Below are 13,084 nucleotides of genomic sequence, written 5' to 3'. Positions count from 1 at the left end.
ATGTCGCAAATGTTCGCGCATGATGCGCTCTGGTTGCAGCCTAAAGAATTCACGCAGGATTATCTGGCATCGCTGTGTATCGCATTGGCGCAGATCGATACGGATGCCGTGCAGGAGGCGATACAGATGCTGCGCGCCGTACGCGATGCGGGCGGCACAGTCTTCGTCGCCGGCAACGGCGGCAGCGCAGCGACCGCCTCCCACTGGGTCAATGACCTCGGTAAGGCTACGAAACGCTCGGGAAGGCAACCAATCCGGGTTATGGGCCTGACAGACAACGTCTCCTGGATGACGGCGCTCGGCAATGACGAAGGCTACGAGCGTATCTTTGCCGGCCAGATGGAGAACTTCGCCAAGCCGGGTGACGTGCTCATAGTGATTTCAGCCAGCGGGAACTCGCTTAATCTCGTGCGAGCAGTCGAACTCGCTCGCGAAAGGAAGGTAGCCACCATCGGCATTGTCGGTTTTGACGGCGGCACGGTTAAAGAGCTGGTCGATCAGCCAGTATGGGTGCGGTCTGAAAAAGGCACCTACGAACTCGTCGAGGACGCCCACGCCGCGATCTGTCATGCCATCACGCGATACCTCGCCGCCGACCGACCGGAGCGCGGTCAATGAATATTGTCCTGCCGAGCTCTCCCTGCCTGCAAAAGGCGGATGTCGAGGGGCGCACCTACAACCGGCCGCGCCAGGCGGTCATCCTGGCCGGCGGGCGTGGCACGCGCATGCGGCCGATCACACTCGACCGCCCGAAACCAATGGTGCCGGTGCTCGGCCGCCCTTTTTTGGAATACCAGATCGAACAGCTGCGGCAGGAGGGGTTCGAAAGGGTTCTTCTTCTACTCGGGTATTTGCCCCATGTGGTGATGGACCACTTCGGCGACGGCAGCAGGTTCGGCCTCAGTATCGAATATGCCGTCACCCGTCCTGACGACCTCACCAGCAGCCGGGTATCCAATGCCCGTCACCTCATAGATCCGTGCTTCCTGCTGCTGTACTGCGACAATTACTGGCCGATGCACATGGAGCGGCTGTGGCAACGCTTCTGTGCGGCCGGCAAGCCTGGAATGATCACGGTCTACAGCAACAAGGACGGCTATTCACGCGGCAGCGTGATCCTTGATGCGGACGACAATGTGGCCGTCTTCGACCGGCTCCGCACCACGCCCGGGCTGCAGGGAGTCGAGATCAGCTATGCCATACTGACCGATCTCGCCCTCGAACTCCTGACCGACGAGGACACCCTCTTCGAGGAGGCCATCTACACGCCGCTCGCGACGCAGCATCGCCTCGCCGCCTTCTTGAGCGAGCACCGCTATTACAGCGTGGGCTCGATCGAGCGTCTACCCGCGACGGAGCGCTTTATGAGGCGCGAAAAAACCATGCTCGTAGACAGGGACGGCGTACTCAACTGCAGACCGCCACGGGCTCAATATGTGTGTTCATGGGACCAGTGGGAGTGGGTTCCGGGTGCAAAGCAGGCGTTGGCCCTTCTGAACGAGGCCGGCTACCGCATAGTCATCATCTCGAACCAGGCAGGGATAGCGCGCGGAGCCATGACCGCCGCTGATCTCGAGGCGCTTCACCAGCGCATGTGCGCCGAGTCCGAAGCCGTCGGCGGCAAGATCGCGGAGATCTACCACTGCCCACACGGCTGGGACGACGGCTGCGACTGCCGCAAGCCCAAACCCGGCATGCTGTATCAGGCACAGCGCGATTTTGATCTCGACCTCACACGCACACTCTTTGTCGGCGATGACGATCGTGATCGTCAAGCGGCCGAAGCCGCGGACTGCCTATATGCGCAAGTAAGCGAGCAATGCTCGCTTCTGGACCTCACCCGTCAACTCCTTTCGAAAGCGGAGCAGGGCAGACATGACTGAACCAACACGCGTTCTCGTCACCGGACACAATGGATATCTCGGTTCTGTCATGGTGCCCGTGTTGCAGGCGGCGGGCTATGAGGTGGTCGGGCTGGACATGGGATATTTTCGTGCGTGCACCCTGGGAGCCGACAATACCAGTGTGCCCGAGATCACAAAGGATCTGCGCGCCATCGAACTCCCGGATCTCCAGGGCTTTGACGCGGTGATCCATCTGGCGGCACTCTCGAACGACCCGATCGGAAATCTCAACGCGGATTGGACGAGGCAGATCAATGCAGAAGGGACAGTTCGTCTGGCCACGATGGCCAAGGCGGCCGGCATCCGGCGGTTCCTATTTTCCTCCTCTTGCATCATGTATGGCATGTCGGAAGCCGCCGTCGTCGACGAAACCGCCCCGCTGGCGCCACAAACAGAATACGCAAGATCGAAGGCTGTTGCCGAAGAAGCGCTGCGCGCGCTGGCGGACGACCGATTCTCGCCCGTCTATTGCCGCAACGGCACCGTCTATGGTCTCTCGCCGCGAATGCGCTTCGACACCGTGCTGAATAATTTCATGGGCAGCGCCTTCACCACTGGACGTGTCGAAGTCCATAGCGATGGCACGCCATGGCGGCCCGTGGTTCATGTCCAGGATGTCTCGCGCTATTTCAAATTGATGCTGGAGGCGCCGCTACAGGAAATCCACAATGAGGCGTTCAACATGGGTGTTGAAAGCCTCAATCTTCAGGTGCGCGAGATAGCGGGGATCGCCGTTGAGGCCGTCCCCGGCGCGCAGCTCACAATGACACCGAAGCCGGGCGCGGATCAAAGAACCTACAAGGCGGACTTCAGCAAGTTCTCACGGACTTTCCCGGATTTCGAGTTTCAGTGGACGGCGCGAAAGGGAGCGCAGGAGCTTTACGAGGCGTTCCGCTCGATCGCACTTAGATTTGAAGACTTTACCGACAAGCGCTTCACGCGGCTGCGCTGGCTCGATCATTTGCTCAAGGCGGGGATGCTCGATGATCAGCTGCGCTGGCGACCCGCACAGCCGCGTGTTGCCTAATTTTCATTCCGTTGATTTTCGAGGGGCAAAATATGGAACAGCTAGACGATACCAAAGCCGTGGGGCGCCGCTCAGGACTGGACCTTCCGACCATCATCGATCGCGCCGCACAGCGTCTACCGTCTCTCGTACTGACGCGGACTCCTTTGCGCGTCAGTTTTGCTGGCGGCGGTACCGATCTGCCCGATTTCTACAATCTCGATTGCGGCGCGGTCTTCAGCGCGGCAGTGGACAAGTACATCTATGTCACCGTCAAGCGTCACAGCGACATCTTTAATGAACCCATCCGCTTGAACTATTCACAGACGGAGCAGGTAAACACCATAGGGGAGATCAAGAACAACATCGCTCGCGAATGCCTGCGTTTCCTGGAGATCGAACCGCCGATTTACATCTCGACGGTCGGAGACATGCCGGCCTCGACGGGCATGGGGGGGTCGAGCTCGTTCACGGTGGGACTGCTCAACGCCCTGCACGCATTCCGGGGAGAACGTGTCACCCATGGCCAACTCGCCGAAGAGGCATGTCACATCGAGATGGACGTCCTCAAGGAGCCGATTGGCAAGCAGGACCAGTATGCCGCCGCATTCGGGGGCATGAACCTGTTCCGCTTCCAGCCGGGCGGCGCGGTAACGGTCGAGCCGCAGCGGGTGCGCAATGGCGCCGTCGAACATCTCTTCAGCAACCTGATGATGTTCTGGACATCGCATCAGCGGCCGGCCAGTTCCGTGCTGGCAGAACAGAAGGCGAACACGTCAAGCAATCTCGATACGCTCAGGCGGATGCGGGACGATGCCTTCATGCTTCAGGAGATCTTTTCGGAGCCCGTCATCGACATAGAACGCTTTGGTGCCGTCCTTCACGCAGGGTGGGAGATGAAGCGGAGTTTGGCGTCCCGCGTGAGCAACGCGGCGATCAATGGCCACTACGACCTCGCCAGGGACGCAGGTGCGGAAGGCGGCAAGCTGTGCGGCGCCGGCGGCGGCGGATTCCTTATGTTCGCGGTCAAGCCGGAACGCCGGGAAAGCGTAAGACGCGCACTCTCTCACCTAGCTTATGTGCCTATCGGCTATGAAGTCCACGGCTCGCGCCTCTTGCATCCGGCGCAAGTCTGATGCCGTCCCGCGATCGCACAAGCGGACCGCCGGCGCGAGCCACCCTCAGGAGAGATCGTCCGAGATGCGACCCGACGTGACACTCATTTGATCAATGGATCTTAGATGCTTTTCACAAAGACCGATATTCCCGGCGCCACCCTGGTGGAACTGCAGAAATTCGAAGACGAGCGGGGCTTTTTCGCACGCGGCTGGTGTTCGCGGGAATTTGCCGAGCAGGGGCTTCCGGATCATGTCGTGCAGATGAATATTTCATACAACAGGCACAAGCATACACTGCGTGGCTTCCACTACCAGCTGGCTCCCCATGGCGAGGACAAGATGCTTCGCTGCATCCGGGGCAGCCTGTACGACGTGCTGATCGACCTGCGGCCCGAGTCGCCCACCTATAAGCAGCACCTCACTGTGGAACTTTCCGCGGCGAACCAACGGATGCTGGTGATACCGAAGGGCTGCGCGAACGCCTTTCTCACCATTGAGGACCACACCGAGGCCACGTATCTCGTCTCCGAATTCTATGCACCGGCAGCCGAACGCGGTGTTCGTTGGAACGATTCTGCTTTCGCCGTGAAGTGGCCAGTGGATGAGCCGGCGGTGATCTCAGATAAGGACCGAACTTGGCCGGACTACGCCGAATGACCTTTCTCGGCGACGAACTTGCGGGAGCGCTACAGAGGAGACGCAAATGTTCATCGTCGACAGGGAGTTGGAGTTGCTCCAGGCTGAGGGTCGTCCAATTCGCGTGGGTATGGTGGGGGCCGGTTTCATGGCCCGAGGCATCGCGATGCAGATGCTGCGATATGTTCCGGGCATGGAACTCGTAGCCATTTCCAACAGACACGTGGAAAAGGCGCGAGAGGCCTATGCCGCTGCAGGCGCGGACGATGTGACGGAGGCGACCAGCACCAAAGCGCTTGAGGATCTCGTGGCTCGCGGCCGCCGCGCGATCACGGCGGACCCGATGCACATTTGCGAGGCCGAAGGCATCGACATCGTCGTCGAGGCGACAGGCGCGATCGAGTTCGCTGCCCACGTCACAATGCGCGCGATCCGGCACGGCAAGCATGTCGCCCTGATGAATGCCGAACTCGACGGCACGATCGGCCCAATCCTGAAAGTGTATGCCGACGGGGCAGGCGTGGTCCTCACCAATGTGGAGGGGGATCAGCCGGGCGTCATCATGAACCTCTACCGTTGGGTCAGGGGCCTGGGCATACGTCCCGTGCTTTGCGGGAACATCAAGGGCCTGCACGATCCCTACCGAAATCCGACGACCCAGGAGGGATTTGCCAAGAAGTGGGGGATGAAGGCCCCGATGGTCACCTCCTTCGCGGACGGCACGAAGATCTCATTCGAGAACGCCATCGTCGCCAACGCCACAGGCATGCTGGTGGCCAAGCGCGGCATGTACGGGCCTGTGGTCGAGCCCGGGACCCCGATCCAGGAGGCGGTCGGCTGGTATCCGCTCAATCAGCTCCTCGAGGGGCCGGGGATAGTTGATTATTGTGTCGGCGCCATGCCCAACCCCGGCGTCTTCGTTCTTGGCACCACAGAGAATGCCGTCGAGAAACACTATCTGTCACTCTACAAGATGGGCCCCGGGCCGCTCTACTGTTTCTATTGGCCTTATCATCTGTGTCATTTCGAGGTGCCCTTCACGGTGGCGAGGGCCGCGATCTTCCGCGATGCTGCGATTGCGCCCCTGGGCGCGCCGACCGTTGACGTGGTGGCCGCCGCCAAGCGGGACCTTAGTGCCGAAGAGATCCTCGATGGCCTCGGACATTATATGACCTATGGCCTCTGCGAGAACGCGCGGACGGTGAACGCCGAGCGCCTTCTGCCGATCGGGCTCGCCGAGGGCTGCCGACTGCTGCGCGACGTCAAGCGCGACGAGGTGCTCGGCTATGACGACATCGAGCTTCCGATAGGGCGGCTGTGCGACGCGCTGCGCCGGGCGCAGGATCTTGTCTTCTTCGGCAGCTCTGCCGCGTCACCGCAGCACGAGGTTCTTACAACCGCTAGTTAGCGGGATGTTCCGCAGACCGAGCCGAGGAGGTTCGAGATGGCCGAACCGATGGCGCGAACGCTATCCGACTCCATTACCTGAAGCATGCCGCCGCGCTTTGCCTGCGTAGCCTCGCCTTGGCCGCCAAGGCGACGCTCCCGCAGCATCTGTTACGAACGCCGAGCGATGGGGATTACCTCCTTTTGCTGGAGTGCCTGCCACAATGACACCCTGATCGCGGGAGGGAATTGATGTAAAATTCACAGGGCGATAGCCCCTCCGCGTTAGGCCAGACTGAACCCATCTGGCGCTCTTGTCCATTTTGGACATGGTGAGGACGGCGCAGTCAAGCGGAACAGCTACTACAAATAAGCCAAAGGCACTATTGATGTACAATCCAGATTGGCTCCGGTATTGTAAGCGTGTTGTAAGAGCGGCCTTAGGCTTCGATCATCTTCTCCGGCCCGAATGCTCTGTTCCTACACAAAAACTCGGCTCCGTATATGGAGGTTGGGTGGTTGCGGTCGAGCCTCTTCTAGGTACTCCCTCCCCTATTGTTCTTTCCTTTGGCTTAGGGGACGACATTTCATTTGATCAGGAAATCAGCAAAGTATTCGGCGCAAAGGTCTATGGGTTTGATCCGACTCCGGCCAGTCTTGACTGGATTGCCGCTCAGGAATTACCCCCCACTGTGCGGATCTACCCCCTGGGAATATCTAATTTCGACGGGGAGCAGACGTTTGCTGTATCCGAAGATGATACACGCAGCAATTTTTCCACGAAGATGGTTACAGGCAAGAGCATTGTCTGCAACGTGAGGCGTTACTCTACTATCCTGGATATGCTCGGACTGGCAACTATCGATGTGCTGAAACTCGACGTTGAGGGGGCAGAGCACGACGTCCTTCCAGAGGTGCTTGGATCTGATGTCTTACCGAGACAGATTCTCGTCGAGTTTCACCACTGGTGGCACCGCACTCCGGTGGAGCAAACCTACCGAACAGTGGAAGCGATAAAGGGCCAGGGGTACACCCTGTTCCATGTTTCTCCTGCGGGCCACGAATTGTCATTTTTGCTGGCGCGATAACAAGCCTTACGAGAACTTTCGACAAGCCGCCGTCGGTGGCGGGGATCGTCGGCAACAAGCGCCCCGACGCCACGCTTGCCAGGTGACCCGAGATGCAGGCCGGACGCGAACGTTTCTCAGCCGGCATGGCCCGCGCCGCACTGGTCAGACGACCCCACATGTTCGGCATTGCCGAGGGCAGCATGGCCGGCAAGCAGTTCGCGGAGAAGCGATGGCGCAAGCGCTTGTGAACTGACGGCTCGCGGCAGGGCGGCTACGTCCATGCCATAGGAGCATGGGGCCGAAGAGGCTAGCCAAGCAGAAAGGGGACGCACGGGAAGTAGCTGTGACCGGCATTGAGCGGTGGGATTACCTCCTTTTGCTGGCGTGCCTCCCACAATGACACTCTGGTCGAACAAAGTGCTTTCGCCTTTCATTAGAGGAGTGCGGGGGCGGACCGTCGGTCGACGCGCCACGACAGCCCTCGACAATTGGATGGGACCTGATGACAGATCGCATTGCGCTCATAACTGGTGTGACCGGTCAGGACGGTTCCTACCTTGCCAGACTGCTGCTGAAGAACGGCTATACTGTCCACGGGCTGAAGCGCAGATCCTCCTCCTTCAATACCGAACGCATCGACGACATCTACGTCGATCCGCACGAACCGGAGGCGCGCTTCTTTCTCCACTACGCCGACCTGACCGATGCGACCAATCTCATTCGCATCATTCAGGAGACGCGCCCTACCGAAATCTATAATCTTGCGGCCCAAAGCCATGTCCAGGTAAGCTTCGAGACGCCGGAATATACCGGCAACGCCGATGCCCTTGGCACACTCAGGCTGCTTGAAGCCATACGCATCCTGAAGATGAAAGAGCGGGTGCGCTTTTATCAAGCGTCAACCTCCGAGCTGTTCGGCAAAGTCCACGAGGTGCCCCAGACGGAGACGACGCCGTTCTACCCGCGCTCTCCCTATGCGGCGGCCAAACTCTATGCCTATTGGATCACGATCAATTACCGTGAAGCGTACGGGATGTTCGCTTCCAATGGCATACTGTTTAATCATGAAGGCCCCACGCGCGGCGAGACGTTTGTGACCCGCAAGATCACACGTGCGGTTGCAGGTATGGAGCGAGGCTTTCAGTCCACCCTCTATCTTGGAAATCTGGACGCGAAACGCGACTGGGGGCATGCTCGCGACTATGTGGAGGGCATGTGGCGGATTCTTCAGCACGGCGAGCCTGACGACTTCGTCCTCGCCACGGGCGAAACCCATTCGGTGCGTGAGTTCGTGGAACGTGCCTTTCGGGCAGTCGGCCGCGTCATCGTCTGGGAAGGTAAGGGGGTGGACGAGATCGGCCGGGATGCCAAGACAGGAGTGATCCTCGTCCGAGTCGACCCACGCCATTTCCGTCCGACGGAAGTCGATCTCCTGATGGGAAATCCGGCGAAAGCCCGCTCAAAGCTCGGCTGGTCGCCTAAGACGACGTTCAGCGACCTCGTGGCGGAAATGGTGGCCGCCGATCTGAAACGTCTGGAGCGAGAGAGCTGGCACATGGACAGTAGCGTCTAGAGAGGCCACCGGTCATGGACTACACGTATCGGCTCGACGCAAAACGGATATTCGTGGCTGGCCACCGCGGCATGGTCGGCTCGGCTGTGGCGCGGCGATTGGAGGAGGAAAACTGCGAGGTCCTAATGGCACCGCGCGACGTTCTCGACCTTCGAAATCAGGACGCCGTGCATCGCTGGATGACAGAAACCAGGCGCAAGCCGGCCCCCATAACCCAATTATTAGAGATCGCTAATTTTCTGCTTGACGATCGCATCGCCGGCACCAAAATCGTGGTCTTAAGCTCAAGCGTTCGGACGGGGGATATCGCCATGCCTGACGGCATCGAAATCTACTTCAGTGCGAGCCTGGCGCGGGGTCAGCGCGAAATAGTCGAGCAGTCGATCGCGTCGGCGGCGGAGCGCACGCGTGCGGAGGCCGACGCCGCGCGCCAGCGAGCGGCCGAGGAGGACAAGCTGCATGACGCGATCACGGCGCGCCTTGCGAAGCTGATTCGAGCGGACCCCGGAGTTGCAGAGGCGCTCGAAGGGGTCGGCATGCGGCCATTCAAGGCTAAGGACAGCCTGCGCCTGCTGGGCCCACCTGGCGGAGGACGCGAACACGTAATCCCTGCGTCGCCGACCGACAGCAGCGTCGAGCACCGGCTTCCTCCCTACGACTTCGCCTGGAGATGGCATCACAACGGAGGGCCCCTCCATTCAGCCAGAGCGGCGACCAACGGGGACGCCTCGGCTTGGATGCGCGGGCCGGCGGTGGCGTCGCGGGCGGCGCCGACCGTTTTGTCCACGCACACATCGGCGTCGGCTGCATCGTGCGGACCGATCGTCCGATCGCCGTCGAGTTGTTCGCGCCGCGCCCATCGCGCCATTCCTTCGCCATTGGCGCACGCGGCATTGGCGCGAGCGCCACCTCGGAGGGTGGCCTGGAGACGAGTTTTATGAAGGGTGACCAGGTCTTGATGGCGGGCACCTTTCCGTTGTGGCGCAGACGCGGGAGCGGCCTCTCAGAGAATGAGAGCGTTCGGACTAACTTCACGAGCGTATTCCCCGGTGGCATGGGAGGACGAATCGACCCGGGCGAATACACCTTCAACGTGGGCATCTGGGCATTCGCCGATTACGCTTCAGGCATTGGAAGTGCGGGAGCGCAGTCGCTAGTGGAGAGCAGCATCATCGAGATGCGTATCCATCGCCGCGACTGACCCGGTCGAAAGACAGGTTCACGCACCAAGCCAGTCATTACACCGCTGCCGTACAAACCTCGTCGTGTGCGTGCAGAACGGCCGCTTCCCTGCCGGAGGCACTGAGGCGGATGTCAACAGTTAGCTGGCCGTGCGCAGACGCCGAGATCGAACAAAGGCCTTTAGTCCGTCGGAATCCAACGCATGCCCGAAGGCGTAACCCTGCAGTATGTCGCAGCCCAAGCTCTTGAGTGTCTGTGCGTGCTCCATCGTCTCGACACCCTCCGCTACGACCTCAATACCCAGGGATTTGCCGATTTCAATGATCGACGAGACGACCTGCCTTCGTTGCGGTGATTTGACAATTGGGATGACCAGCTGGCGATCTATCTTCAGCCGGCGAGGCTGCAGCTTGAGCAAGCTGACTATTGAGGCATAGCCCGTACCAAAATCGTCTATTTCTACGTCAATGCCGAGCTCTTTTATCTGCTCAAGATTCCAGGTAACAAAATCATCATTTTCGTCAAGGAAAATTGACTCAACGAGCTCGAACGAAATCGTTCCTTTCTTTATATTCAGCTTCCTAAGACTCTTTATGAGTTCCTCATCTTGAAGGCGGCGTGCCGAAACGTTGACAGACACCCGCGGAATGTTAAGATTCGCAGCAGACCACCCTTCGAAATCCAAAAGCGATTGCTCTAATATGGTTCGATCGATGATCGAGACGACATTCAATTCTTCCGCAATCCTCAGGAAGACGTCGGGCGCCAAAATACCCTTCTCCGGATGTCTCCATCGCGCCAGCGCCTCAACCCCAACAATTTCGAGCGTTTTTGCGTCAAATTGCGGCTGGTAGAAGGGAATGAACTCGTTGCGCTCAAGGCCGCCGAGAATTTCGTCGGCAATCCGTTTTGTGTCGACGATCTCGCTTTGCATCGCCTCGGTGAAGAATTCGTATCGATTGCGCCCACGCCTCTTTGCTCGATAGAGCGCGATGTCAGCGTTGACCAGCAGGTGTTTGGCTTCGACATCTTTTCCGTTATCGACTGCAATTCCCACGCTCACGCCAAAACGGCATCGATGGCCCTGATAGTAGACGGGTTCGCGCATCTGGCAGATGACGCGGTCAGCGAGCAGCCCCAGTTGCTTGATATCGTCATGCACCACGCACAGGACGATGAATTCGTCTCCTCCGATCCGAGCGACGAATCCCTCACCATCGACCTTGGATCGGAGGACAGTTGACGCGTGAACAAGCATTGCGTCGCCTGCGGCGTGGCCAAGCGTATCGTTGATGTGCTTGAACCGATCCAGATCTATGTGAAGCAGTGCCGCATTCCCGCCGGCGCGCCTGGCGTTTGCAGCGTAATCTTCCAGCACTTGGTCGAGGTAACGCCGGTTGGGCAAACCGGTCAGCGAATCGTGGAGCGCAATGTGCTCTATGCGCGCCTTGGCCGACTCGAGTTCTGCATTTTTGGACTCGGAAAGCTGTTTTGCGCGAACCAGGTCCTTGTTCAGCAGGACATCGGCTGTCACATCCCATTCGGCGCCAATCATTTTTGGGGTGTCGTTTGCGTGCCGGTAAATTATCGCCTTGGATCGGACGTGGCGAATCTCGCCATCCGGCCGAACAATCCGGTACTCCGACAAATATGGCCCGCCGCCGGCCATCGCGCTGTCGAAATCGGCGTGGGCGCCAGCCAAATCATCCGGGTGGATTGCTCCCGCCCAGTCCAGATAGCCGCGGTGCTCCCCAGTCGGTTTGCCGTATATTTCATTGACGCGGTCATCCCACGTAAGTTCGTTGGTTGCGAGATCGTGTTCCCAAACGCCAATAGCCGACGCTTCCAGAGCGAGTTCCAGGCGTCTCGACAATCGACTCAGTTCCGCATAGTTGCGCTGCCTCTCGCCAATCAGGCGACCCGTCACCAGGAATGGGATCACCACCAACGCCCCGGCCACCGCCATGATTGCGCGCAAGAGCCACGCGTTGTCGGGCGTCGAGGGCCAGCCGTTCTTGGGAATGGCTGCGATCCGCCACGAACCGGACGGGAGCAGAACGTCGGCTGTCACCGGATTGCTTTTGGCGATGCCCTCATTGCCGAAGAATTGATCTCCACTCGGACCGAGAGCGTCCTTACCGATCAGCGCTATGTCAATCCCGAGATCATCGTCAAGCAGACCACTCGCCTTATAAAGGCGCTGAACGTCGACCACGGCCGAAATGATGCCCCAGAACCTTTCGGTGTTGCCCGCACTCGGTACAAAAACCGGAATACGACCGACGAAACCTTGCCCTCCCTGCCTCAAGTCGACGGGACCGGCAAGAATTAGCTCGCGCTCGTCTCGCGCCCTTAGCGCGGCCACACGCTGCCGCTCGTCCTTGCGGTAATCAAGGCCTATCGCCTTCTCGTTGCCCTCCATCGGGTACATCAGGGAAATGACCAGATCGGGCGCGCCGGCAATATTTTTCAATTGCGAGCCCCTGCCAAACAGGTTGATCGCGAGCGAGGCGAAGCGTTGCTGTCCCATATAGGGCTCAGTCACGACCGCCGCGACCAGCCCCTGCACCAGTTGAAGGTTTCCGTTGATGTTACCTTCAAGCTTGGCGCGGATAAGATTGACCTTGGCCAGGACATCCGCACGGGCGGCTTGATCCGAGACGACGTTGTTCTGGTGGTCCGCGAATGCTGCGCCAACGGCAATAACTATTGCCGCCATTGCCGCCGGGATATTTGCCGACGAGAAAACAGCTTTCTTAATACCGCCGAACCTAGCGCGGAAAAGAGCCAATAGGCGATTCCTCAGCTGCTATTCAGGTTCTCGGGCCAACCCGACCAAGGAATATTAGCTATCAATATTTAATTTTGACCTTCACGGGTCCTAAAATCTTTGCACTTTCCAACCGCCTGAGGTCGCCGGAGTGGTTGACACGGACCTGCGGCTCCGGCTGACACCTTAGAAAGAACTGCTTGCAGTCGCTGAAGGTGCATGGGTTGCCCTCGGGCGATCGACTCGACCGCCGCTGCGAGCAGGAAAAGCTCGGCGATTCCCACCGTCGAGGGATAACCGACACCCTTTCCGGCATCAGATCGACGAGATGACAATGCAAAACGGGATCAACAGAAGGGCTAGGTGGTGTGGACTCTTAGGATTCCCTTTTTGACCGTAGCATGATTCAAGACTGCTTTTGGAGGCAGCCTTGGGTGTA

12 protein-coding genes and 1 pseudogene are annotated in these 13,084 nt (G+C 59.2%); 11 read left to right on the top strand and 2 right to left on the bottom strand.

Going from position 1 to position 13,084, the window contains the following annotated elements:
- Positions 1-9 precede the first annotated feature (9 nt).
- From NKH36_RS31640 to NKH36_RS31595, 10 genes and pseudogenes are all read left to right on the top strand, one after another.
- Positions 10-618, top strand: a complete 609-nt coding sequence (locus NKH36_RS31640) for an SIS domain-containing protein (RefSeq protein WP_352963798.1) — start codon at positions 10-12, stop codon at positions 616-618.
- Positions 615-1,883 carry an HAD-IIIA family hydrolase gene (locus tag NKH36_RS31635; RefSeq protein WP_352963801.1) on the top strand — a complete coding sequence of 423 codons (1,269 nt, stop codon included), beginning with the start codon at positions 615-617 and terminating at the stop codon, positions 1,881-1,883. Before NKH36_RS31640 ends, NKH36_RS31635 begins: the two co-directional genes overlap by 4 nt.
- Positions 1,876-2,931: an NAD-dependent epimerase/dehydratase family protein gene (locus NKH36_RS31630; protein ID WP_352963804.1), complete on the top strand. Its 1,056-nt coding sequence runs from the start codon at positions 1,876-1,878 to the stop codon at positions 2,929-2,931. The genes NKH36_RS31635 and NKH36_RS31630 overlap by 8 nt, the downstream gene beginning before the upstream one ends.
- Positions 2,932-2,942: 11 nt before the next feature.
- A complete protein-coding gene (locus NKH36_RS31625) occupies positions 2,943-4,046 on the top strand; it encodes a GHMP family kinase ATP-binding protein (RefSeq protein WP_352963807.1) in 1,104 nt (367 codons plus the stop codon).
- A 105-nt stretch (positions 4,047-4,151) separates the two neighbouring features.
- The gene (gene rfbC / locus NKH36_RS31620; RefSeq protein ID WP_352963810.1) at positions 4,152-4,685 is read left to right on the top strand and encodes a dTDP-4-dehydrorhamnose 3,5-epimerase; all 534 of its coding nucleotides are present in this window, start codon (positions 4,152-4,154) and stop codon (positions 4,683-4,685) included.
- A 46-nt stretch (positions 4,686-4,731) separates the two neighbouring features.
- Complete coding sequence (locus NKH36_RS31615; protein WP_352963813.1) at positions 4,732-6,072, top strand: NAD(P)H-dependent oxidoreductase; 1,341 nt, start codon at positions 4,732-4,734, stop codon at positions 6,070-6,072.
- A 493-nt stretch (positions 6,073-6,565) separates the two neighbouring features.
- Positions 6,566-7,138: an FkbM family methyltransferase gene (locus tag NKH36_RS31610; RefSeq protein WP_352963816.1), complete on the top strand. Its 573-nt coding sequence runs from the start codon at positions 6,566-6,568 to the stop codon at positions 7,136-7,138.
- 92 nt (positions 7,139-7,230) lie between these two features.
- A complete protein-coding gene (locus NKH36_RS31605) occupies positions 7,231-7,368 on the top strand; it encodes a hypothetical protein (protein ID WP_352963818.1) in 138 nt (45 codons plus the stop codon).
- Between the two features lie 254 nt (positions 7,369-7,622).
- Positions 7,623-8,693, top strand: coding sequence for a GDP-mannose 4,6-dehydratase (gene gmd / locus NKH36_RS31600; RefSeq protein WP_352963820.1), 1,071 nt, complete (start codon positions 7,623-7,625; stop codon positions 8,691-8,693).
- 14 nt (positions 8,694-8,707) lie between these two features.
- Positions 8,708-8,824: pseudogene (locus tag NKH36_RS31595) on the top strand (NAD-dependent epimerase/dehydratase family protein); the annotation flags it as partial.
- 153 nt (positions 8,825-8,977) lie between these two features.
- Here NKH36_RS31595 and NKH36_RS31590 read toward each other — a convergent pair.
- Positions 8,978-9,334: a hypothetical protein gene (locus NKH36_RS31590; RefSeq protein ID WP_352963830.1), complete on the bottom strand. Its 357-nt coding sequence runs from the start codon at positions 9,332-9,334 to the stop codon at positions 8,978-8,980.
- A 92-nt stretch (positions 9,335-9,426) separates the two neighbouring features.
- On the opposite strand from NKH36_RS31590, the gene NKH36_RS31585 reads away from it, so the two are divergent.
- Positions 9,427-9,894, top strand: coding sequence for a hypothetical protein (locus tag NKH36_RS31585; RefSeq protein WP_352963832.1), 468 nt, complete (start codon positions 9,427-9,429; stop codon positions 9,892-9,894).
- Positions 9,895-10,014: 120 nt separating this feature from the next.
- Here NKH36_RS31585 and NKH36_RS31580 read toward each other — a convergent pair whose 3' ends face one another.
- Positions 10,015-12,594 (bottom strand): bifunctional diguanylate cyclase/phosphodiesterase, encoded by a 2,580-nt coding sequence (locus tag NKH36_RS31580; RefSeq protein WP_352963825.1) that lies wholly within the window; start codon positions 12,592-12,594, stop codon positions 10,015-10,017.
- Positions 12,595-13,084: the final 490 nt, after the last annotated feature.

The organism is Mesorhizobium sp. M1312 (assembly GCF_040318115.1).
Classification (GTDB): domain Bacteria; phylum Pseudomonadota; class Alphaproteobacteria; order Rhizobiales; family Rhizobiaceae; genus Mesorhizobium.
Note: the sequence above shows the minus strand (reverse complement) of the source record. Positions and strands in the feature narration are given on the sequence as shown.

Bases quoted from the DNA above. Each gene is read 5' to 3' on its own strand.
- NKH36_RS31640 (WP_352963798.1), top strand. From the start codon at position 10: ATGTTCGCGCATGATGCGCTCTGGTTGCAGCCTAAAGAATTCACGCAG.
- NKH36_RS31635 (WP_352963801.1), top strand. From the start codon at position 615: ATGAATATTGTCCTGCCGAGCTCTCCCTGCCTGCAAAAGGCGGATGTC.
- NKH36_RS31630 (WP_352963804.1), top strand. From the start codon at position 1,876: ATGACTGAACCAACACGCGTTCTCGTCACCGGACACAATGGATATCTC.
- rfbC (WP_352963810.1), top strand. From the start codon at position 4,152: ATGCTTTTCACAAAGACCGATATTCCCGGCGCCACCCTGGTGGAACTG.
- NKH36_RS31615 (WP_352963813.1), top strand. From the start codon at position 4,732: ATGTTCATCGTCGACAGGGAGTTGGAGTTGCTCCAGGCTGAGGGTCGT.
- NKH36_RS31605 (WP_352963818.1), top strand. From the start codon at position 7,231: ATGCAGGCCGGACGCGAACGTTTCTCAGCCGGCATGGCCCGCGCCGCA.
- gmd (WP_352963820.1), top strand. From the start codon at position 7,623: ATGACAGATCGCATTGCGCTCATAACTGGTGTGACCGGTCAGGACGGT.
- NKH36_RS31580 (WP_352963825.1), bottom strand. From the start codon at position 12,594: ATGGCGGCAATAGTTATTGCCGTTGGCGCAGCATTCGCGGACCACCAG.